Genomic DNA, 20,630 nt, shown 5'->3' on the forward strand with positions numbered 1-20,630 from the left:
GACCCGGCAGATCACGTGACGGGTGCCGGTTCCCTTTCCCTGGAGGGGAGTTGGCGCAGCCTGGCCAGGGGGGAGGGCAGGATCCACAGGACGGCGAGCATGGCTCCGACGGTGGCGATCCACAGCGTGGGGCGAAGACCGAGGGCGGTGCCGAGCAGACCGCCGGCGAGCGCGCCGACCGGGCGGAACCCGTGGTTGAGGGTACGGAAGGCGCCCATCACCCGGGCCCGGATCCCGTCGGGTATCACCGCCATCTGGAAGGAGCCGGCGGCGATGTCCACGAGCATGACACCCACGCAGGAGAGGAACTCCGCGACGAACAGCAGGCCGACGACCAGCGGGAACGGACCGTCGGCCAGGGGTATGAGGACCAGCGGCGCGGTGAAGCCGAGAAAGCCGGTGACGATGGAGGGGCCGATGCCGATCCTGCGGACCACCGTGCCGCTCAGCACGGCACCGAGCAGTCCGCCGACGGCACCCGCGGCGAGCACCGCGCCCAGCACTCCCGCGCTCAGGCCGAGTTCGGCGGTCGCGTAGAGCACGAAGAGGGTGTGGAACATGTAGTTGAAGAACTGCACGGTGCCGGAGGCCGCGAACAGCACGCGCATGGAGCGCTCCCGGATCACCCAGCGGAGCCCTTCGGTGAAGTGGCCTTTGCCCGCGGGGGTGGCCGGGGGCTCCTCGGGGCGTATCCGTGCCAGGTATCCGGCCGACACCAGGTAGGTGAGGGCGTCGGCCACCAGGGCGAAGGGGGCGGTGAGGAACTGCACGAGCAGGCCGCCGATGCCGGGCCCGGCCAGCCAGGACGCCGACCGGCTGCCGTTCACCAGCGAGTTGGCCTGCACATAGCGGTCGGTGGGGACGAGCGCGACGAGAATCGTGCTGTTGCAGACCTCGAACAGCACGGTGAGCGCCCCGACCGCGAAGGCGACCACGTACAGCTGGACCAGCGTGAGGGCGTCGAAGGCGTAGGCGACGGGGAGCGTCAGGAGCAGCGCTGCCCGTGCGAGGTCGGTGGCGATCATGACGTGCCGGCGGCGGGCCTGCCGGTCGGCCCAGGCGCCGAGCGGCATGTTGAGCAGGAGGGCGGGGAGCAGTTCGGCGGTCTTGAGCCAGCCCATGGAGGCGGCGTCCGCGCCGAGGACCAGGACGGCGGCGAGCGGGATGGCGATGAGGGAGATCTGGTCGCCGACGAGGGAGACGGTCTGTCCCGTCCAGTACCGGCGGAAGACACGTTCGCGCAGCAGCGCGGGAACGCGGTCGGCGAAGGGCACCTCGGTCACTCCTTCTCGTCGGTGGGGACGTCCTGGTCCAGGTAGGCGATGCGCATGATGCTGACGGGGCGGGCCCCCTCGGGTCGGAGCGAACGGTCGCTCTCCCGCTCCTCGTAGGGCCGGAGCAACTCCTCGATCCGCTTCCCCAGGTCGGCCAGCTCCCCGGGGGTGAGGTGGAGCAGGGAGTCGCCGAGCTGTTCGGCCTCGCGCCACTCCTTCGGGGTGCCGCGCCGGTTCTCCATGGCGCGGGTGAACCGCTCGAAGTAGCGCTCGGCGACGGCGGCGCTCAGCGCGTCGGCGGCCTCCGCGACCGTCGGGTCCTCGCTGTACTCCGGCCATTCCGTGTACTGGGCGGTGGCCCGCCAGGGCTTCTGCCGCCCGCGCCCGCCGGGCGCCTCCTCCACGAGGCCGTACTTGGCGAGTATGCGCAGGTGGTAGGAGCAACTGGCCACGGACTCCCCGGTCAGAGCGGCGGCCCGGGTGGCGGTGAAGGGGCCGTTGCTGCGGAGCAGGCCGACCAGGGTCAGCCGCAGGGGGTGGGCGTAGGCCCGCAGGGCACGGGGGTCGGTCAGTCGGATGCTGCGGGGCTGCTCCTCTCCGGGGCGGACTTCGCTGGGGCGGGGTTCGCTGTTCTCCGACATGATGTAAAGATATCTTTAGAAAGATTCCTTTACAAGCTTCCTGTGGCGCTCACCCGCCCTTCGCCACGGCGGCCAGCCCGCGTCCCGCGCCCACCACCGCGATCGCCCCGTCCCGGTCCGTTCGCAGCACCCTCGCCCCGCCCGCGCCCAGCGCTGCCACGGTGCGGGGCGAGGGATGCCCGTACGGGTTGTCGGCCCCTGCCGAGACCAGTGCCAGCCGTGGCCGCACCGCCCGCATCAGCCCCGGGTCCTGGTGCGCCGAGCCGTGATGGGCCACCTTCAGCACGTCGACCGGACCCAGCTCCGGACGGCTGCGCAACAGGGCCGCCTGCGCCGGTGGTTCGAGGTCCCCGAGCAGCAGCACCCTCGCACCGGCCGCGGTCCGGACGAGCAGGGTGACGCTGGAGTCGTTCGCCCCGGTCCCCGGCGCGGGGGGCCCGGCGGCCGGCCAGAGCACCCACCACTGCAGGGCACCGATCCTCCGGTGCTCCCCCGCCACGGCGCGCACCAGCGGCACCCCCGCCTGTGCCGCCGTCCGCCGGACGAACGCCGCCTGCCCCGGCGGCTCCTGGAGCCCCGTGGTCTGGATGGCCCCCACCGCGCGACCGCGCAGCACCCCCGGCAGCCCCGCCACGTGATCCGCGTGGAAGTGTGTGAGGACGATCAACGGCACCTCTTTCACCCCGAGTTCGCGCAGACAGCGGTCGACCGGCCCCGCTTCCGGGCCCGCGTCCACGACGACGGCCGCGTCCCCGCCCGCCGCGAGCACCACGGCGTCCCCCTGCCCCACCTGGCACAGGGCCAGCGCCCAGCCCGGTGGCGGCCATCCGGTGGCCCACCGCGCCAGCGGCGCCGGCCGTACGACCACCAGGACCAGCACGACGGTCAGGACCGCGCCGATCACCCCCCGGTACGGCAACCGGCGGGCGCCGAACACCACCAGGGCCGTGAGCACCGCGAGCCCCAGACCGCCCCACCAACCGCCCGGCCAGCGCACCTCCGCACCCGGCAGCGCCGTACCCGTCCGCGCCACCGTGGCGATCCACCCGGCCGGCCACCCCGCCACCCAGGCCACGCCCTCCGCGGCCGGCGCCCACAGCGGCGCCAGGGCGAGCGCGGCGAAGCCGAGCACCGTCGCCGGGGCGACGGCGAACTCCGCGAACAGGTTCGCCGGGATCGCGACCAGGCTCACCCGCGCCGCGAACACCACCACGACCGGCGCGCACACCGCCTGCGCCGCCAAAGCCGCCGCGAGCGCCTCCGCGATCCGGTCCGGCATCCCGCGCCGTCGCAGGGCCGCGCTCCAGCGCGGCGCCACCGTGAGCAGCGACCCGGTGGCCAGGACCGAGAGCAGGAACCCGTAACTCCGCGCCAGCCAGGGGTCGATGAGCACCAGCGCCAGCACGGCCGCCGCGAGCGCCGGGATCAGCGACCGGCGCCGGCCCGTGCCGATCGCGAGGAGCACGACCAGACCGCAGGCGGCGGCCCTCAGCACACTCGGATCGGGCCTGCAGACCAGGACGAAGACCAGCGTCAGCGCCCCGCCCGCGAGCGCCGTGGCTCTCAGGGACATCCCCAGCCGGGGCGCGAGCCCGCCCCGCTCCACCCGGTGGGCCCTGCCCGGGCGGCCGACGAGCAGCAGCAGGACGACCGACAGGTTGCTCCCGGAGACCGCCAGCAGGTGGGTGAGGTCCGTGGCCACGAAGGCCTCCCGCAGCTCGGGCCCGATCCTGGAGGTGTCGCCGACGACCAGGCCCGGCAGCAGAGCCCGCGGGTCGGGGGCGAGATCGTCGGACGCCGTCCGCAGCCCGGCCCGCAGCTTCCCCGCGAGGCGCTGCGGCGCGCTCGGCCGCCCGACGACCCGGGGCGGACCCGACCGGTCCGCCCTCAGGACCGCGGCGAACCGCTCCGCCGGGTTCAGGGGCGGCGCGAACCGTCCCTCCACCCGCAGCCGGGTGGAGGGAAGGAGCCGGAGCCACGCCTCCCGCCCCTCCCCCGGCGGCACGATCACCAGCACCGGGGTCCTGGTCCGGTGGACGGAGCCGTCCACGCCCTCGACCCGGGTCACCTCCCCGTCCAGGACGACCGAGACGGGCGCCATCGCGTTGCCCCGCACCCTGGGCCGGGTGAGCCGGGGATCGGCGGTGACCGTCACCTCCACCTGCGCCCGGCCGTACCGCTCCACCAGACCCGGCACAGGACCACGCACCCGGTCCGCCGCGTGCAGCCCCGCCGACGCCGCACCCGCCGCCGCGCACAGCAGCACTCCGGCCATCGCCGTCGCCCGCAGTCCGCGCCCCGCCGTCCGCGCGGCACGCCGCCGCACCGCCGGAACCAGCAGGAAGGCCGCCGCCACCAGGCAGAACGCCACAGCGGCCATTGTCCGCCACCCGGTCGTGCCCACGGCCCAGGCCGCCGCCGCCCAGGCGGCCAGGGCCGGCGGCACGAGCCGCAGATCGGACGGCCCCTCCTTCTCCACCCGCGCGCCCGCCTCCCTGTCGGGCTCCGGGTGTGTCCGCGCACCTGGACCTGCCGACGGCTCAGCCACGGGCCCGGCCGGACGGCCTCCCGGGCTCATGGCCGGACCAGCGGTTCGAGATCCGCGAAGCGGCGCTCACCGATGCCGTCGACGTCCCGCAGCTCCGCGACCGTGCGGAAGCCGCCGTGCCGGCTGCGGTGGTCCACGATGTGCCGCGCCAGGACCGGCCCCACGCCCGGCAGCGAGTCGAGTTGTTCCGCCGTGGCCGCGTTGAGGCTCAGCGGTGCCGTAGGGCCCGGGGCAGCCCCGGGTGCCGAACCACCGGCGGATCCCGGGGCGGCGCCCGGTCCCGGGCCGCCGCCCGGCGGCCCCGGCGTACCGACGAGGACCTGCTCACCGTCCAGGAGCACCCTCGCCCGGTTGAGACCGGTCAGATCCGCTCCCGGCTGCGCCCCTCCCGCGGCGCTCAGGGCGTCCGCCACCCGTGACCCCGCCGGCAGCGTCAGCACCCCGGGGCGGCGCACCTTGCCGCTGACGTCCACGACGACGTTCGCCTGGCTCGCCGCGCTCGCCACGGCCCTCGGCGGAGCGGCCTGCGCCGGAAGCGGTGTGGACACCTCCGACGCCGGGGCGGCCACCGGTGGCGGGACGGCACGCACCACTTCGGGCGCCCGGATCGGCTCGGGCCGTCCCGTCCAGAAGAAGGCGCCCGCGATCACGGTCGCCACCGCGAGGACCACCGCGAGCGCGGCCAGCGTCCTCGGTTCGAGACCGCACCGTGTCCGCACCCACAGCGGGATCCGCTCCCGGACCGCCTCCGCGAACCGCTCCCGCCGTCCCGGCGGTGAACGGCGGGCCGTCACCTCCTCCCGGCCCCCCGTCTCCCGAACCTCCGTCACCCCCGGCAGCCGGGCCTCCGGAAACAGGGCGGCTCCCCTGACCCGTACGGCGTCCCCGCCGATCGGAAGCGGGTCCGGGGCTGTCGCGGCGTCCCGGACCGGAGGCGGCACCGAGCCCGCGCCCGCCGCCACCCCCGTCCCGCCGACGCGGGAACGTCGCCGGGCCCGTCCGGGAGGCGACCCCCGGCCGCCCGTCCTGCTCCGTCCGTCGGAACCCGGCGCACGGCCGGGCCCGCTCGTCGGGGCCGCCGGGGCGCTGCCGGTGCCGAACGCGGTCGTGGCGATGTCTGTGTGAAGAACCATGCTCGTGACGGTAGGGATCACCGCCTCGCCGTGCCGGTCCGCGCCATGTTCCGTGGACAATCGCCCGGTTGTGGAAAACTCCCTCACTCTTCCGGGTGAGGGGCCGGCGATCAGCGGGGGGAGACGACCACCGCGAGCAGACCGGGCCCCGTGTGGGCGCCGATGACCGCACCCACCTCGCTGACCTGGAGGTCCTCGATGGCCGGTAGGCGCTTTCGCAGACGGTCGGCGAGCACGGCGGCCCGCTCGGGTGCGGAGAGGTGGTGCACGGCGACGTCGACGGGGCCCGTTCCGGCCCGTTCGACGGCGATCTCCTCCAGGCGTGCGATGGCCTTGGAGGCGGTGCGGACCTTCTCCCGCAACTCGATGCGACCGCCGTCGAGTGCGAGGAGCGGCTTGACCGCGAAGGCGGAACCCAGCAGGGCCTGGGCGGCCCCGATGCGGCCGCCCTTGCGCAGATAGTCGAGGGTGTCGACGTAGAAGTAGGCGGAGGTGTTCGCCACCCGCTTCTCGGCCGCCGCGGCGGCCTCGTCGAGAGAGCCGCCGGCCTCCGCGACCTCGGCCGCCGCGAGCGCGCAGAAGCCCAGGGCCATGCCGACCATGCGGGTGTCGACCACCCGCACGGGGACGGGTGCCTCCTTCGCGGCCAGGACGGCCGCGTCGTACGTGCCGGAGACCTCGGAGGACAGGTGCAGGGAGACGATGCCCCCTGCACCGGCCGCGGCAGCCTCCCGGTAGGCCTCCGCGAAGACCTCGGGCGCCGGGCGCGAGGTGGTGACGTGTCGCCGTTTCTGCAGGGCCTCGGCCAGGGATCTGGCGGAGATCTCGGTGCCCTCCTCATAGGCGCGGTCACCGATGACGACGGTCAGCGGGACCGCGGTGATCGCGTGCCGCTCCATCGTCTGGGGTGGCAGGTAGGCCGTGGAATCGGTGACGATCGCGACATGCCGGGACATGAGCGGGAGGTTACCCGTCACGGCCGCCGCGCGGCAGTCCGCCCCCTGCGCAGCCCGGGCCCGGACGGCGCGGGCCCGCCGGACAGCACGGCACCGACGGCCCGGTCACCCTTCCCCGGCGGGTCCGACGGGCCCCGTCCGCTCCGTCAGGTGGTGCTCTCCGGGCGGGCCGACTTCTCCCACGGGTAGGCGGTCGGCCGCGGATCGCGCGGCGGAAGGGCCTGCGGCCCCTCGGCCGCCCCCGTCCCGCCGGAACCGGCCGTCGAGTGTCCGGTGGCCGCCGGTCCCGGCTCCCCCCAGGGGGCGGCGGACGCGGCCGCACCGCCGGCGGCGGCCCGCGGTCCGCCTTCCACGCCGTCCCAGTGGCGCAGCGCGCCCGCCTCCATGTCGATCTGCGCGGACAGCGTCGACAAGTCGTCCTCGGCGAACTTCCGGGCCCGCTCCCGGGCGGCCCGGCGCAGGGCCTCGGCCGAGCCCGTGATCCGCTCCGTCCGCGCGCTCAGATCGGGGAGCTGTGCGGCCACCCACGCCCGGTCGGGCTCCTTCTCCAGCCGCTTGAGGTCCTCGTCCAGTTCGAGGCCGTGAGCGCTCAGCCGCTGGAAGAGATCGAGGGACTCCCGCAGGGAGGCGTCCTCGACGGCACCGGCCTTCAGCGCCTCCTGCGTGGCCCTCATCGACGTGCGCAGCGACAGTCTCAGCCGGGCCAGCTCGCCCGCGACGCCCGCCTGGCCGATGCTCTTGGCGCGCAGCGTCGTGTCCTCGACGGTCCGTCGCGCCTGGTCGATCGTGCGGTCCACCCCGCGCTTGGTCGCCTTGACCACCTTGACGGTGGCGTAGACCCCGAGCGCCACGAACGCCAAGAACAACAGCGCCAGGATCGTGACAATCGCGGCATCCATGTGCGCCCCTCCGGTGTCCGTCGGCTTCCACGGTTGTGGTTCCTCCACGGTAAACGGAACGGGCAGGCCGGAGGTTCCATCGGAACCCCCAACCTGCCCGTAGGGGAAACCCCTGGGTCGGTCCGCGGGTGGCTAGCCGGCCACGATGTTGACCAGCTTCGGCGCGCGCACGATCACCTTGCGGATCTGGGCACCGCCCAGCGCGTTGACCACGTGCGGGTCGGCCAGGGCCAGCTTCTCCAGGTCGGCGTCGGTGATCGACGGCGGGACCTCCAGGCGAGCCTTGACCTTGCCCTTGATCTGCACGACGCAGGTCACCGTCTCGTCCACGACGTACGCCGGGTCGGCGACCGGGAAGTCCTGGTGGACGACCGACTCCCCGTGGCCCAGGCGGTGCCACAGCTCCTCGGCGATGTGCGGGGCCAGCGGGGCGACCAGCAGCACCAGCTGCTCGGCGACCGTGCGGGAGACCGCGCCACCGGACTTGGTCAGGTGGTTGTTCAGCTCGGTGATCTTGGCGATGGCGGTGTTGAAGCGCATCGCGGCCATGTCCTGGGAGACGCCGTCGATCGCCTTGTGCAGGGCGCGCAGCGTGTCCTCGTCGGGCGCGGTGTCGACGACGGTGACCTCGCCGGTCGCCTCGTCGACGATGTTGCGCCACAGCCGCTGCAGCAGCCGGTACTGGCCGACCACGGCGCGCGTGTCCCAGGGCCGCGAGACGTCCAGCGGGCCCATCGCCATCTCGTACAGGCGCAGGGTGTCGGCCCCGTACTCGGCGCAGATCTCGTCCGGGGTGACCGCGTTCTTCAGGGACTTGCCCATCTTGCCCAGGACGCGGCTGACCTTCTCGCCCTGGTACCAGAAGCCGCCGTCACGCTCCTCGACCTCGGCCGCGGGGACGGCGATGCCGCGCGCGTCCCGGTAGACGTAGGCCTGGATCATGCCCTGGTTGTACAGCTTGTGGAACGGCTCGGCCGAGGAGATGTGGCCCAGGTCGAACAGGACCTTGGACCAGAATCGGGCGTACAGCAGGTGCAGCACGGCGTGCTCGGCGCCGCCCACGTACAGGTCGACACCGCCGGTGGGCATGCCCTCCCGCGGCCCCATCCAGTACTGCTCGATGGCCGGGTCGACCAGCTCCCGGTCGTTGTGCGGGTCCAGGTAGCGCAGCTCGTACCAGCAGGATCCGGCCCAGTTGGGCATGGTGTTGGTCTCGCGGCGGTACCGCTTGGGGCCGTCGCCCAGGTCCAGCGTGACGTTGACCCAGTCCTCGTTGCGGGACAGCGGGGTCTCCGGCTGGGTGTCGGCGTCGTCCGGGTCGAAGGTGCGGGGCGAGTAGTCCTCGACCTCCGGCAGCTCCAGCGGCAGCATCGACTCGGGCAGCGGGTGGGCGACGCCGTCCTCGTCGTAGACGATCGGGAAGGGCTCGCCCCAGTAGCGCTGGCGGCTGAACAGCCAGTCGCGCAGGCGGAAGTTGACGGTGCCCTCGCCGATGCCGCGCTCGGCCAGCCAGGCGGTGATCCTCGCCTTGGCCTCGACGACGCCCAGGCCGTCCAGGGAGACCTCGTCGTTGGCGGAGTTGATCAGCTTCGCCTCGTACGAGGAGAAGGCGTCGTCCCAGGTGGCCGGGTCGGTACCGCGGTCGTCGCTCGGCTCCACGACGCAGCGCATCGGCAGCTCGAAGGCGCGCGCGAAGGCGAAGTCGCGGGAGTCGTGCGCCGGAACCGCCATGATCGCGCCGGTGCCGTAGCCCATCAGGACGTAGTCGGCGATGAAGACGGGGACCCGCTCGCCGCTGACCGGGTTGGTCGCGTACGCGCCGGTGAAGACGCCGGTCTTCTCCTTGGCGTCGGCCTGGCGCTCGACGTCGGACTTGGAGGCGGCCTGCTTGCGGTAGGCGTCGACGGCCTCGGCCGGGGTGGCGTGACCGCCGGTCCACACCTCGTGGGTGCCCTCGGGCCAGGCGGCCGGGACGATCTTCTCGACCAGGTCGTGCTCGGGGGCCAGCACCATGTAGGTCGCGCCGAACAGCGTGTCCTGGCGGGTGGTGAAGACGGTGATCGCACCGGCGTCGCCGACCTGGAAGTCGACGCGGGCGCCCTCGGAGCGCCCGATCCAGTTGCGCTGCTGCAGCTTGATGGCCTCGGGCCAGTCCAGGCCGTCCAGGTCGTCCAGCAGGCGGTCCGCGTAGGCGGTGATGCGCATGTTCCACTGGCGCAGCTTGGCCTTGAAGACGGGGAAGTTGCCGCGCTCGGAGCGGCCGTCGGCGGTGACCTCCTCGTTGGCCAGGACGGTGCCCAGGCCGGGGCACCAGTTGACCGGGGCGTCGGAGGCGTACGCCAGGCGGTACTCGCCCAGGACGTCGGCGCGCTCGGCCGCGGTCAGCGCGCTCCACTCACGGCCGCCGGGAACCTCGCGGGTGCCGTTCTCGAACTGCTCGACCAGCTCCGCGATCGGCCGGGCCTTGCGGGCCTCGGTGTCGTACCAGGAGTTGAAGATCTGCAGGAAGATCCACTGGGTCCACTTGTAGTAGTCCGGGTCGATCGTGGCGAACGACCGGCGCTTGTCGTGGCCCAGGCCCAGCCGGCGCAGCTGGGCCTTCATGTTCTCCATGTTGGCCTCGGTGGAGACACGCGGGTGCGTGCCGGTCTGCACGGCGTACTGCTCGGCCGGCAGGCCGAAGGCGTCGAAGCCCAGGGTGTGCAGAACGTTGTGCCCGTTCATGCGCGCGTGGCGGGCGAAAACATCCGTGGCGATGTAACCCAGGGGGTGACCGACGTGCAGGCCCGCGCCCGAGGGGTACGGGAACATGTCCATGATGAACTTCTTGGGCCGGGCGGCGATCTCGGGGTCGCCCGCCAGGTCACCGGTGGGGTTCGGAGCCTCGTACGTGCCGTCGGCGTCCCAGAAGTCCTGCCAGCGTGCCTCGATGTCGGCGGCCATGGCCGCCGTGTAGCGATGCGGTGCCGCCGTCTCGGCGGCCGTATTGGTCTCGGTCATGGTCCTTGAAGCTCCATCGATCGTCTCTGCCCACTGCCACGAACTGCCACGAAATGAAAAATCCCCTCGCACAGGAGGGGACGCCGCGCCGATCCGACGGATGTCTGTGACCGCCGGGACTGATCAGCGCGGCTCGATAAGCAGGAGGCGTACGGCACGCATGGCGCCAGGGTACCGCAGGGCCCACAACGGCCGCACCGAATGTCCGCCGCCCGGACGGCCACGGCGCGGCACGCGAAGGGGCGCGACCTGCGCAGAGGACGGCACACGAAGAAGCGGGCCACCCGATCCGGGTGGCCCGCTTCTTCACTGTGGAGCTAAGGAGAATTGAACTCCTGACCTCCTGCATGCCATGCAGGCGCTCTACCAACTGAGCTATAGCCCCTTGCTGTTTCCGTCTCCGTTCCGGTTTCCCTCGCGGCGACAGACAGAACATTAACCGGCTCCCCGGCAGATCTCCAAATCGGTTCTCCGGGGGCCTCTGACCAGCGGGTAGGGTCGCCGACTGTGTCCGTCTCCGTGCTGTCGAAAACCCGCGCCCGGCCCTGGCCCCTGGTCACCGCCGCGGCGGTCTGCCTGCTCTCCTTCACGGCCTTCTGGGTGGCGCAACGCCTCGCCCACGTGAACATGCTCGACGTGATGGTCTACCGCGCCGAGGCCGAGACGCTGCGGGCCGGCGGCGACCTGTACGCGATGCGCGCCACCTCGGCGAACCTGGGCATGACGTACCCGCCCATCGCCGCCGTGCTGTTCCTGCCGCTGACCTGGGTGAGCGTTCCGGTGATGCGGACGCTGTCGACGGCGGGGAACCTGCTGCTCGTGATCGCCCTGGTCCGGCTGTCGCTCCAGCTGGTGCGCCCGGCCCTGGCGCGCGCCGAGGCCCGTACGGACCTGTGGCGTACGACGCTGTGGGTGGCCGCCGTCGTGGTGTGGTGCGAGCCGGTGTGGACGACGCTGCGCTACGGACAGATCAACCTGCTGGTGGCGGTGGCGGTGCTGTGGGACCTCACGCGTCGCGAGGGGAGCCGCTGGGCCGGGCTCGGGATCGGCCTGGCGACCGCGGTGAAACTCACACCGGGCCTCTTCGTGGTGCTGCTGCTCGCGGCCGGTCTGCTGCTGTGGCGCCGCGACCGCGGGACGAACCCGTGGCTGAGGACGGCACTGACGGCGACCGGGGTGTTCCTCGCCACGACCCTGGCCGCGGTGGTGGCCCTGCCGGCCGACTCCCGCACCTTCTGGACGCGGACCCTGTTCGAGACCGGGCGGGTCGGCCACGCCGAGGAGACCGCCAACCAGTCGCTGAGCGGGGTCCTCGCCCGGCTGATGCACACCGACTCCCCCGGCGTGTGGTGGGTGCTCGCCGCCGGCGCGTTCGGCGCCGTGGCGATGACGCTGGCGATACGGGCGGCGCTGCGCGGAGACAAGGCGGTGGCCGTCGTCGTCTGCGCCTTCACCGCTCTGATGATCAGCCCGATCTCCTGGTCCCATCACTGGGTCTGGTGCGTCCCGCTGCTGATCCTGCTCGCGGACCGCTCCACGCGCGCGTGGCCGGTGACGGGCGCGGTCGCGCTGGCCTTCGCCTCGTTCGCGCTGTGGTGGGTGCCGCACGACCCGGGCCGGCCCGAACTGGACCAGAACGCGGGTCAGATGCTGCTGTCGGCGGTCTACCCGCTGACGGCGACCGCCGTTCTCGCCGGGTACGCGCTGAGCCTGCGGCGGCGTGACGCGCCGGCGGGGGAACGCGCCGGCGGCTCAGGAGAAGACGTCGGCCGCCCGGGCCCCGGTGAGGGAGAGCCGGCGGTCCGACGCGATCACGCCGTGGCGAAGGAGTAGAACCGCTTGAGGGTGCAGTGCTCGTCGAGGAGCCGGCCGTAGATCGGCTCCCCCTCCAACTCGCGGTAGGTCTCGATCGGGTCGCCTTTTATGATCAGCGCCCGCGCGCACTCCTCGCACCAGTACTGGAAATCGGGGTTCACGGGATCCATGTCGCGGACGATGGGCGTCCCACTGCCGCACCAGTCGCACTTCCGCCTGTGTGCACCCATCAGTCAGCTCCCGCTGTGGCCGCAGGCCGCGCACACATAGGACACCCCGCCGTCGACGCCGAACACCTGGGCCACCCTCCCGTCCGGATCCTGGTCCCCCTCCGGCCGTCCGATTCTGCCATGGCACCGCAAGAGGGGTGGCGCGCTCGTCACACCCGTCCCACCACGCCCCCCGGCTCCCGGGACGACGGCAGCACCCGGTCGTACTCCTGCCCGAGGAACAGGGGCACGGTCAGCAAGGTGACGGCGGCGGCGAGGCGGCCGGCGCTGACGTCCCCTCACCGGAGGCCGGTCCGGCGGTGGCCCGCCAGGTCCCCGAGGCGGGCACCGGTGACGGGTAACTCGGCGTGGGCGATGGCGTGTCCGGCGACCGGGAGTCGCGGTCCCGCGCGCGTGGCGGCCGGTTCGGCGCGGATGGCGGGGCGGCGACATCGACGATGAAGGTGCCGGGGAGCCCCATGAACCAGGTGGCGAGGAGCGGTCCGGGGCGATTGTCGGTGCCGGGGGCTTTACTGAGGACGGGACGTGTCGTGGCCGAGGTCGTGCGCCGAGCGTGACCGCGGCCGCGTACGGGTGACGAGAGACCGCCGATGCCGGCATCCGCGGAACCTGGCAGCGGTGGGACGGGGACTCGACCATGGGGGTGTGACGACGGTGGCACCGACTCGAGCGCGCCGGCGGCCGGAGCTGGCCGCCTTCCTGCGCAGCCGCCGGGCCCGGGTGACTCCGGAGGACGTGGGCATGCCTCCGGGGCTGCGCCGCCGCACGCCCGGGCTGCGCCGGGAGGAGGTCGCCCAGCTCTCCGGGGTGGGCGTGACCTGGTACACGTGGCTGGAGCAGGGGCGGCCGATCAACGCCTCCGCGCAGGTGCTGGACGCGGTGGCCCGTACGCTGCGGCTCGACCGGCCGGAGCGGGAGCACCTCTACCGCCTCGCCGAGGTGCCGTACGAGCCGGATCCGGCGACCGGCCAGGTCCTCTCCGTGAGCCCGGAGATCCAGGGCATCCTCGACGCGCTGGTCCCGCATCCGGCGGTGCTCCTCAACGCGCGGTACGACGCGCTGGCGGCCAATTCCACCTACGCGCGGCTGTTCCTGGAGGACGCGCGGGGGGTGAGGCCGGCCCCGTCCGGGACACCCAACGTGCTGTGGGGGCTGTTCACCGTGGCCGACGCGAAGTGCCCGGTGGTCGACCGGGAGGTGGAGCTGCCGCTGATGGTGGCCCAGCTGCGCGGCGCGTACGGGCGGCACGTCGGCGAGCCGGCGTGGGAGTCCTTCGTACGGCGCCTTTCGGAGGCCAGCCCGCACTTCGCCCGGCTCTGGCGCGGCGGTGACGTGGTGCCGCCGGGGACCACGGTGAGGACCTTCCGGCACGAGCTGGTGGGCGAGCTCCGGATGACCTCGGTCTCGCTGTCGGTCACCGGGATGCCGGAGTGCCGGATCGTGGCCTACACGCCGCACGACGAGGAGAGCCGCCGCGCGATCGACACCCTGCGGAGGAACGGCCGGGACGACGACCGAAGCGGGGGAAACGACGGATCCCGCCCCCCTGCGGGGACGGGATCCGGTGTCTGTGGAGCTAAGGAGAATTGAACTCCTGACCTCCTGCATGCCATGCAGGCGCTCTACCAACTGAGCTATAGCCCCTCGTGTTCTTCGCGCTCCGCGCTTCGAACAAGAAGAACTTTAGCCTGTGACCTGCCGGAAAGTGAAATCCGGGTCCGCAGGCCCCTCAGGGCTCCCGGCGGGGGCCGCTCGGACCTCAGTCGTCGTCGCCGAGGACCGGCTCGGGCAGCGTGCCGGCGTTGTGCTCCAGCAGGCGCCAGCCGCGCGCGCCCTCGCCGAGGACCGACCAGCAGCAGTTGGTGAGCCCGCCCAGGCTCTCCCAGTGCCGGGCCTCCAGGCCGAGGAGCCGGCCGATGGTGGTGCGGATGGTGCCGCCGTGGCTGACCACGACGAGCGTGCCGCCGTCGGGAAGCTTGTCGGCGTGCTCCAGGACCACCGGGGCGGCCCGGTCGGCCACCTCGGTCTCCAGTTCGCCGCCGCCCCGGCGCACGGGCTCGCCGCGCTTCCAGGCCGCGTACTGCTCGCCGTACCGCTCGACGATCTCCTCGTGGGTGAGGCCCTGCCACTCCCCCGCGTACGTCTCGCGCAGCGCGGAGTCGTGGGCGACGGTGTGGCCGGTGATCGCGGCGAGTTCGGCGGCGGTGGCGGCCGCGCGCTTCAGGTCGGAGGCGACGATGGCGTCCGGGCCCAGCGCGGCGAGCAGACGGGCGGCCCGGCGCGCCTGGGCGACGCCGGTCTCCGTCAGCTCGATGTCGGTCGAGCCCTGGAAGCGGCGCTCCAGGTTCCACGAGGTCTGCCCGTGGCGCCACAGAACGATGCGGCGGCCCCTGCCGCCCGTGGTGGTGCTCAGCTCAGCTCACCGTCCGCTCCGTCGGCGCCGGTGAGGGCGGCGTGCTCGGCCGCCTTGCCGCGGGTCTTCACGGCGTCCTCGGGCAGCGGGAGCTCGGGGCAGTCCTTCCACAGCCGCTCGAGGGCGTAGAAGACGCGCTCCTCGCTGTGCTGGACGTGGACGACGATGTCCACGTAGTCGAGCAGGATCCAGCGCGCGTCGCGGTCGCCCTCGCGGCGGACCGGCTTGGCACCGAGCTCCTTGAGCAGCCGCTCCTCGATCTCGTCGACGATCGACTTGACCTGGCGGTCGTTGGGGGCGGAGGCGAGCAGGAAGGCGTCGGTGATCGACAGCACATCGCTGACGTCGTACGCGATGATGTCGTGCGCGAGCCGGTCGGCCGCCGCCTGGGCGGCGGCGGTGACGAGCTCGATGGAGCGATCAGTGGCGGTCACAGGCAGGCTTTCGTCGGCGGTCCAGTACCCCTCCAGGGTCTCACGGACCGCCGACGGACCCGCAAACGATTACGAGGCGCCCGGAACCTTGTAGTCCCGGCCGAGGACCACGGTGACCGCGGCGGCACCGCCGGGCGTGCCCTTGGTGACCGCGCTCTCCGGCAGGCCGAGGGTCTTGGCGACCTCGACGGCGGTCGCCTTCCGTGCGTCGTCGCCGTACACGACCTGCGACGTCCCCCGGGTGCCGGTCTCCGTCGTCCCGCCGACGAAGGCGTAGCCGCCGTTGATCAGGACGGCCCGGGCGGCCTCGGTGGCGTTCCTGCCGGAGGCATCCTTCACGGCGACCCGCGGCACGCCGTCGTTCTCCGGCGGGGTGACCTTGCCGCCGAGGACGTCCTTGACCACGTCGTCGCTCGCGCCGGCGCTGAGGGTGCCGTCGGCGCCGACGGGGAGCACCGTCGTGCGGTAGTCACCGACCTTGGCGTACTCGCCCAGCTTGGCGAGGGAGGCGCCGAGGTCCTTGGCGGGCAGGGAAGGGTCGAGGATCTGGACGAGGTACTCGATGGCGGCGGTGGCGGCCTGGGGGTCACCGGGCATCTTGCGGAGCACGCCGTACAGGACCTGCCCGAAGCGCCGGCTCTGGTCGGCCTCGGTCTCGCCCGGGGCGCGGTACGTGGCGTAGGCGACGGCGGCGGCGCCGTTGAGGGTCTGCTTCTCGCCCTTCTCGACGAGCGGGGCGGCGCCCTTCCTGCGGTCGGGCACCGTGGTGTCGGTGTCGGCCTCGATGCCGCCGAGGTACTCGACGAGGTTCTCCAGGTAGGGGGTGTCGAGCCGCCAGGTGCCGGTGATCTCGGCGCCGAGGAGGTTGCCGACGGCCTCGCGGGTGCCGCTGGAGCCGTCGTCCTCGACGGACTTGCCGAGGGTGGTCGCGGCGCCCTCGCCGTCGGCGACGACGACGGAGTTGGGGAGCAGGACGGTGGTGCCCTGCTTGGTGGTGGCGTTGTCGACGAGCAGGGCGGTGGTGGTCGTGCCGCTCTTGGTGTCGTGGAGGTGGATGACGAGGGTGTCGCGCTTCTGCGGTCCGGTCGCGGGGGCCGGGCCGGCCTGCTCGCGGGAGGTGCCGGGCAGCAGGCCTGCGGACCAGAGGTAGCCGACCCCGCCGGCGGCGGCGAGCACGAGGACGACGACGAGGGCGACGATGCGGTTGCGGCCGCGCCGGCGGGCCTCCTCGCGCCGCTCGGAGCGGCTCTCGGTGAACTTGAGCCAGTCGATGACGTCCTCGGAGTCCTCGTCGGGCTCCTCGATGAACGAGAACTGTTCGGTGCGGTAGGCCCGGTCCTCGTCCTGCACCGTCCGCCCGGCTCCGCCGGCACGCCCGGGCTCGCCGGGGGCTTCCGGGGCGGGCCGCTGGCCGGGGACACCGGGGGGCGCCGCCGTGGGGGCAGCCGGCGCCTCGGGCGCGGGGTTCGCGTACGGGGCGGCCTCGGGCGGGGCGGCCGCCTGCCACTGCTGGGTGCTGCCGGTGCTGTCGTACGCGGGGTAGGCGTAGTCCTGCGGCTGCTCCGGCTGCTGGTAGGGGGCCTGCTGGGCGTACGGGTCGTACGCCGGCTGCTGGACCGGCTGTCCGTACGCGTCGTAGGCGTAGCCCTGCTGGGCGGCGTACGGGTCGTAGTGCTGCTGCTGTGCCTGCTGCGGGAGCTGCTGCTGGTACACCGGCTGCCCGTACGCGTCGTAGCCGATGATCTGCGGCTGCGGCTGGTACGGGTCGTACGGGTTCTGCTGATCGTTCACCGGTGCCCCTCCCCGGGACTCACTCGCCGCGGTACAGCTGGCGCTTGTCGATGTAGCGGACCACACCGTCCGGGACCAGATACCAGACGGGGTCGCCCTGCGCGACCCGCGCGCGGCAGTCGGTGGAGGAGATGGCGAGGGCGGGCACCTCGACCAGCGAGACGCCGCCCTTGGGCAGGCCGTCGTCGGTGAGGTCGTGACCCGGCCGGGTGACACCGATGAAGTGGGCGAGCGAGAAGAGTTCCTCGGCGTCGCGCCAGGTGAGGATCTGCGACAGCGCGTCCGCCCCGGTGATGAAGAAGAGGTCGGAGTCGCTGTTGAGGGAGCGCAGGTCCCGAAGGGTGTCGATGGTGTACGTGGCGCCGCCGCGGTCGATGTCGATCCGGCTGACCGAGAACTGCGGGTTCGAGGCGGTGGCGATGACCGTCATCAGATAGCGGTCCTCGGCCGGCGACACGGCCTTGTGACTCTTCTGCCAGGGCTCCCCGGTCGGCACGAACACCACCTCGTCGAGGTGGAACAGGGCGGCCACTTCACTGGCCGCCACCAGGTGTCCGTGGTGGATCGGGTCGAACGTCCCGCCCATCACGCCGAGTCGGCGCTTGCCGCGGCCGCCAGTAGGCACTTCCTGCTCTCCCATGCGTGCAGAGCCTACTGGCACGGCGGCGGACACCGGATCGGCGGTCTTCCGGCTCAGCGGTCGCGGTTGAAGCGGGTGGTGATCCAGAGCAGCAGCATCAGGGCGAGGAAGGCGCCGCCGCCCGTGACGTACGGGTTGAGGCTGTCGTGGTTGCCGCCGTGCTCGGCGCCCTCGGAGGCGAGCGTGACCAGGTTGGCGGCGGTGCTGTGGAGGCTCATCTTCAGCAGGACCTATCGATCGGGGGTGGGAGCGGAGACTTCGCGCACATCGTATGCGGGCGGTCCGGGCACGCTCACGCCGACTCAGGCGTTGGCGTCGTCGTCCCCGCGGCCCGCGTCGTCGCGGCCGTAGCCCCGGAGCAGGAACCAGGCGAGCAGGGCGCCGCCGACGAGGGAGACGAGCAGGACGATGCGGAGCGTGTCGCCCGGTCCGTCCTGTGCGGCGGCGAGCCCCCACAGGGCGGCCGCGGGATCGGTGGTGTGGCCGGTGTCCGGCATGTCGGTCGTGCTCCTCGGTCGTCCACGGTGCCCGAGTTATCCACAGGCTCCCGCCACACGGTAACGCCAGCGCCTAGGCTGGGGTCGTCAGGGGGACGAGCACCGACTCGTACGAACAGGGGGCATCCATGACCGAGAACCATCAGGGGAGCGTGCCGAGCAGGCAGCGCAAGCGGTTCCCCGGCATCTCCTCGCGGGCCTACGAACACCCGGCCGACCGCTCGGCGCTGGTGGCGCTGCGGAAGCTCAGCGGCTTCGACACGGCCTTCAAGGCGCTCAGCGGGCTGCTGCCCGAGCGCAGTCTGCGACTCCTCTTCCTGTCGGACTCCGTCCGGGTGAGCGACGCGCAGTTCAGCCACCTCAACGACATGCTGCGGGACGCCTGTTACATCCTGGACCTGGAGAAGGTCCCGCCGATGTACGTGACGCAGGACCCGAAGCCGAACGCGATGTGCATCGGCCTGGACGAGCCGATCATCGTGCTCACCACCGGTCTGGTGGAGCTCCTGGACGAGGAGGAGATGCGGGCGGTCGTCGGCCACGAGGTCGGGCACGCCCTGTCGGGGCACTCCGTGTACCGCACGGTCCTGCTGTTCCTGACCAATCTGGCCCTGAAGGTCGCCTGGATCCCGCTGGGCAACGTGGCGATCATGGCCATCGTGACGGCGCTGCGCGAGTGGTTCCGCAAGTCGGAGCTGTCCGCCGACCGGGCCGGCCTGCTGGTGGGGCAGGACGTGCAGGCCTCGATGCGGGGGCTGATGAAGATCGCGGGCGGCAATCACCTGCACGAGATGAACGTGGACGCGTTCCTCGCCCAGGCGGACGAGTACGAGAAGGCCGGTGACCTGCGGGACTCGGTCCTGAAGATCCTCAACGTGCTGCCGCGCTCGCACCCCTTCACCACCGTCCGGGCGGCGGAGCTGAAGAAGTGGTCGGAGAGCCGGGACTTCCAGCGGATCATGGACGGCCACTACCCGAAGCGCTCCGAGGACAAGGACGCCTCGGTCACGGACTCGTTCCGCGAGTCGGCCGGGCACTACGCCGACACGGTACGCACCAGCAAGGACCCGCTGATGAAGCTGGTCGGGGACATCGCGGGCGGCGCCGGGGACCTGGCGGGCGACCTGGGCGGTCGGCTGCGCAACCGGTTCGGCGGCGGCCAGGGCGGCGGCAAGGCCCCGGACGGCGGCTCCGGCGGCGGCGAGGAGAAGGACGGGCCCGGCAGAGAGGGTCAGGGCGAGGGCTGAGCGCCCGGCGCCAGCGCGCCGCAGAGCGACGGGGCGGCGGGGCGGGCCGTGGCGTACGGGTCGGTGGCCCGTGCCGTGCCCGCCTCGGGGACACCGGCTCCGGCCAGGAGCGGTGCCAGGGAGCCGGTGCTGTCGGCGCCGCACGCCTGGGGACCGGCCAGGACGGTGCTGGTGAGCAGCTCGGTCCGGTGCATGCGCAGATCCTCGCGGTCGAAGCGGAAGTGCGTCTGCCGCTGAACGGTGAAGAGGGAGGCCCGCTCCGGTGGGGCGCCGGGGGCCCGCAGGGCGTAGGTGAACGTGTGGTCGGCGGTGACGTCCAAGGTCTCGGGGCCGGTCTCCTCGAAGCGGAGGGTGCCCTGTACCCGGACGGCGGGGTCGGCGAGGACGGCCCGCCGTGGGTCGAATCGGACGAGCCAGCCCGCTTCGGCGTGGCGGCCGTCGTCGGCGGGGGCCTCGACGCTCCGGTCGAACTGGGCCAGCTGGTCGGGGTCGAGGAGGAGCCGCGCGGGCCGCACGGTGGCGCCGGACAGGACGCCGGGTTCCAGCGAGGAGGCGACGAGGTAGTCCTTGGCGATGCCGAGGGCGGTGACGACCTGGCTCTCCGAGAAGTGGGGGGTGCGCCCGGTGACGGGGAGGTTGATGCCGGCCGCTCCGCTGCGGTGCTCGGCGGCGGGGGCGCGGGCGAACAGCCGGGCCGGTTCGCCGCCGGGAACGGTCCGCTGCGGGGCCAGCGGGACCACGGTGGTCCGCAAGGGGGCGGCCCGCTCGTCGGCAGGGGGCAGGTAGGGGTTGCGGACGCCCAGGTAGATGGCGGTGCCGAAGGCGAGGAGGATCAGCAGGACCAGGAGGAGGGCCTGGCGGGAGCCGCCGCCCCGGGCGGTGCCGTCCTCCCCCGGGGACCGGCTGCGGACGGCCTGGGCGTGCTCGCCCATCCGTTCCCGGGCGGAGAACTCCTGGAGGCGGGCAGCGCGGACGAACGACTCGTCGAAGACGACGGATCGGTACTCGTCCTCACCACCGCCGGGGAGCCCGTCGGGCGTCCCCTCAGGCGGGTCGCCACGCCCTGCCATACCTTCAGGGTAGGTCGGTCGGGGCTCCGGTAAACGCCGGGC

General features: G+C 73.0%; 18 protein-coding genes and 2 tRNA genes. 3 read left to right on the forward strand and 17 right to left on the reverse strand.

What is annotated here, in order from left to right:
* Nucleotides 1-11: 11 nt before the first annotated feature.
* From ACFY60_RS07440 to ACFY60_RS07475, 8 genes are all read right to left on the reverse strand, one after another.
* Nucleotides 12-1,274, reverse strand: a complete 1,263-nt coding sequence (locus ACFY60_RS07440) for an MFS transporter (protein ID WP_388608617.1) — start codon at nucleotides 1,272-1,274, stop codon at nucleotides 12-14.
* A 5-nt stretch (nucleotides 1,275-1,279) separates the two neighbouring features.
* A complete protein-coding gene (locus tag ACFY60_RS07445) occupies nucleotides 1,280-1,915 on the reverse strand; it encodes a winged helix-turn-helix domain-containing protein (protein WP_388608618.1) in 636 nt (211 codons plus the stop codon).
* Between the two features lie 49 nt (nucleotides 1,916-1,964).
* Nucleotides 1,965-4,493: a ComEC/Rec2 family competence protein gene (locus ACFY60_RS07450; protein WP_388608620.1), complete on the reverse strand. Its 2,529-nt coding sequence runs from the start codon at nucleotides 4,491-4,493 to the stop codon at nucleotides 1,965-1,967.
* A complete protein-coding gene (locus ACFY60_RS07455) occupies nucleotides 4,490-5,293 on the reverse strand; it encodes a helix-hairpin-helix domain-containing protein (RefSeq protein WP_388608622.1) in 804 nt (267 codons plus the stop codon). The genes ACFY60_RS07450 and ACFY60_RS07455 overlap by 4 nt, the downstream gene beginning before the upstream one ends.
* A gap of 413 nt (nucleotides 5,294-5,706) precedes the next feature.
* The gene (locus ACFY60_RS07460; protein ID WP_388608624.1) at nucleotides 5,707-6,552 is read right to left on the reverse strand and encodes a DegV family protein; all 846 of its coding nucleotides are present in this window, start codon (nucleotides 6,550-6,552) and stop codon (nucleotides 5,707-5,709) included.
* A gap of 146 nt (nucleotides 6,553-6,698) precedes the next feature.
* Nucleotides 6,699-7,451 (reverse strand): hypothetical protein, encoded by a 753-nt coding sequence (locus ACFY60_RS07465; protein ID WP_388608626.1) that lies wholly within the window; start codon nucleotides 7,449-7,451, stop codon nucleotides 6,699-6,701.
* 132 nt (nucleotides 7,452-7,583) lie between these two features.
* Complete coding sequence (gene leuS / locus ACFY60_RS07470) at nucleotides 7,584-10,451, reverse strand: leucine--tRNA ligase (RefSeq protein WP_388608627.1); 2,868 nt, start codon at nucleotides 10,449-10,451, stop codon at nucleotides 7,584-7,586.
* Nucleotides 10,452-10,763: 312 nt separating this feature from the next.
* Nucleotides 10,764-10,836 (reverse strand) — tRNA-Ala (locus tag ACFY60_RS07475).
* A gap of 122 nt (nucleotides 10,837-10,958) precedes the next feature.
* On the opposite strand from ACFY60_RS07475, the gene ACFY60_RS07480 reads away from it, so the two are divergent.
* The gene (locus ACFY60_RS07480) at nucleotides 10,959-12,284 is read left to right on the forward strand and encodes a glycosyltransferase 87 family protein (protein ID WP_388608629.1); all 1,326 of its coding nucleotides are present in this window, start codon (nucleotides 10,959-10,961) and stop codon (nucleotides 12,282-12,284) included.
* Here ACFY60_RS07480 and ACFY60_RS07485 read toward each other — a convergent pair.
* Nucleotides 12,263-12,496 (reverse strand): hypothetical protein, encoded by a 234-nt coding sequence (locus tag ACFY60_RS07485; RefSeq protein WP_030211122.1) that lies wholly within the window; start codon nucleotides 12,494-12,496, stop codon nucleotides 12,263-12,265. The genes ACFY60_RS07480 and ACFY60_RS07485 overlap by 22 nt on opposite strands.
* Before the next feature lie 645 nt (nucleotides 12,497-13,141).
* Here ACFY60_RS07485 and ACFY60_RS07490 point away from each other — a divergent pair.
* Nucleotides 13,142-14,086, forward strand: coding sequence for a helix-turn-helix transcriptional regulator (locus tag ACFY60_RS07490; RefSeq protein ID WP_388608630.1), 945 nt, complete (start codon nucleotides 13,142-13,144; stop codon nucleotides 14,084-14,086).
* On the opposite strand, the gene ACFY60_RS07495 is transcribed toward ACFY60_RS07490, so the two are convergent.
* From ACFY60_RS07495 to ACFY60_RS07525, 7 genes are all read right to left on the reverse strand, one after another.
* A tRNA-Ala gene (locus ACFY60_RS07495) sits at nucleotides 14,068-14,140 on the reverse strand. The two genes, ACFY60_RS07490 and ACFY60_RS07495, sit on opposite strands and share 19 nt — an antisense overlap.
* A 115-nt stretch (nucleotides 14,141-14,255) precedes the next feature.
* Nucleotides 14,256-14,909, reverse strand: coding sequence for a histidine phosphatase family protein (locus ACFY60_RS07500; RefSeq protein WP_388609204.1), 654 nt, complete (start codon nucleotides 14,907-14,909; stop codon nucleotides 14,256-14,258).
* Nucleotides 14,906-15,343, reverse strand: a complete 438-nt coding sequence (rsfS, locus tag ACFY60_RS07505; RefSeq protein ID WP_345283282.1) for a ribosome silencing factor — start codon at nucleotides 15,341-15,343, stop codon at nucleotides 14,906-14,908. The genes ACFY60_RS07500 and rsfS overlap by 4 nt, the downstream gene beginning before the upstream one ends.
* 69 nt (nucleotides 15,344-15,412) lie before the next feature.
* Nucleotides 15,413-17,134 (reverse strand): LytR C-terminal domain-containing protein, encoded by a 1,722-nt coding sequence (locus ACFY60_RS07510; RefSeq protein WP_388608632.1) that lies wholly within the window; start codon nucleotides 17,132-17,134, stop codon nucleotides 15,413-15,415.
* 19 nt (nucleotides 17,135-17,153) lie between these two features.
* Nucleotides 17,154-17,774, reverse strand: coding sequence for a nicotinate-nucleotide adenylyltransferase (gene nadD / locus ACFY60_RS07515; protein WP_345283268.1), 621 nt, complete (start codon nucleotides 17,772-17,774; stop codon nucleotides 17,154-17,156).
* Nucleotides 17,775-17,827: 53 nt separating this feature from the next.
* Nucleotides 17,828-17,992, reverse strand: a complete 165-nt coding sequence (locus tag ACFY60_RS07520; RefSeq protein WP_030494103.1) for a hypothetical protein — start codon at nucleotides 17,990-17,992, stop codon at nucleotides 17,828-17,830.
* 84 nt (nucleotides 17,993-18,076) lie between these two features.
* Entirely contained in the window at nucleotides 18,077-18,271 is a 195-nt protein-coding gene (locus ACFY60_RS07525; protein WP_388608634.1) for a hypothetical protein, read from the reverse strand.
* Between the two features lie 128 nt (nucleotides 18,272-18,399).
* Here ACFY60_RS07525 and ACFY60_RS07530 point away from each other — a divergent pair, with 128 nt between their 5' ends.
* On the forward strand, nucleotides 18,400-19,518 hold the full coding sequence (locus ACFY60_RS07530; RefSeq protein ID WP_388608635.1) for a M48 family metallopeptidase: 1,119 nt from the start codon (nucleotides 18,400-18,402) through the stop codon (nucleotides 19,516-19,518).
* Here the strand turns inward: ACFY60_RS07530 and ACFY60_RS07535 are convergent.
* Nucleotides 19,503-20,588 (reverse strand): hypothetical protein, encoded by a 1,086-nt coding sequence (locus ACFY60_RS07535; protein ID WP_388608637.1) that lies wholly within the window; start codon nucleotides 20,586-20,588, stop codon nucleotides 19,503-19,505. The two genes, ACFY60_RS07530 and ACFY60_RS07535, sit on opposite strands and share 16 nt — an antisense overlap.
* Between the last annotated feature and the right edge of the window lie 42 nt (nucleotides 20,589-20,630).

Source organism: Streptomyces sp. NPDC012827 (assembly GCF_042900905.1).
Taxonomy (GTDB): Bacteria; Actinomycetota; Actinomycetes; order Streptomycetales; family Streptomycetaceae; genus Streptomyces; species Streptomyces gulbargensis.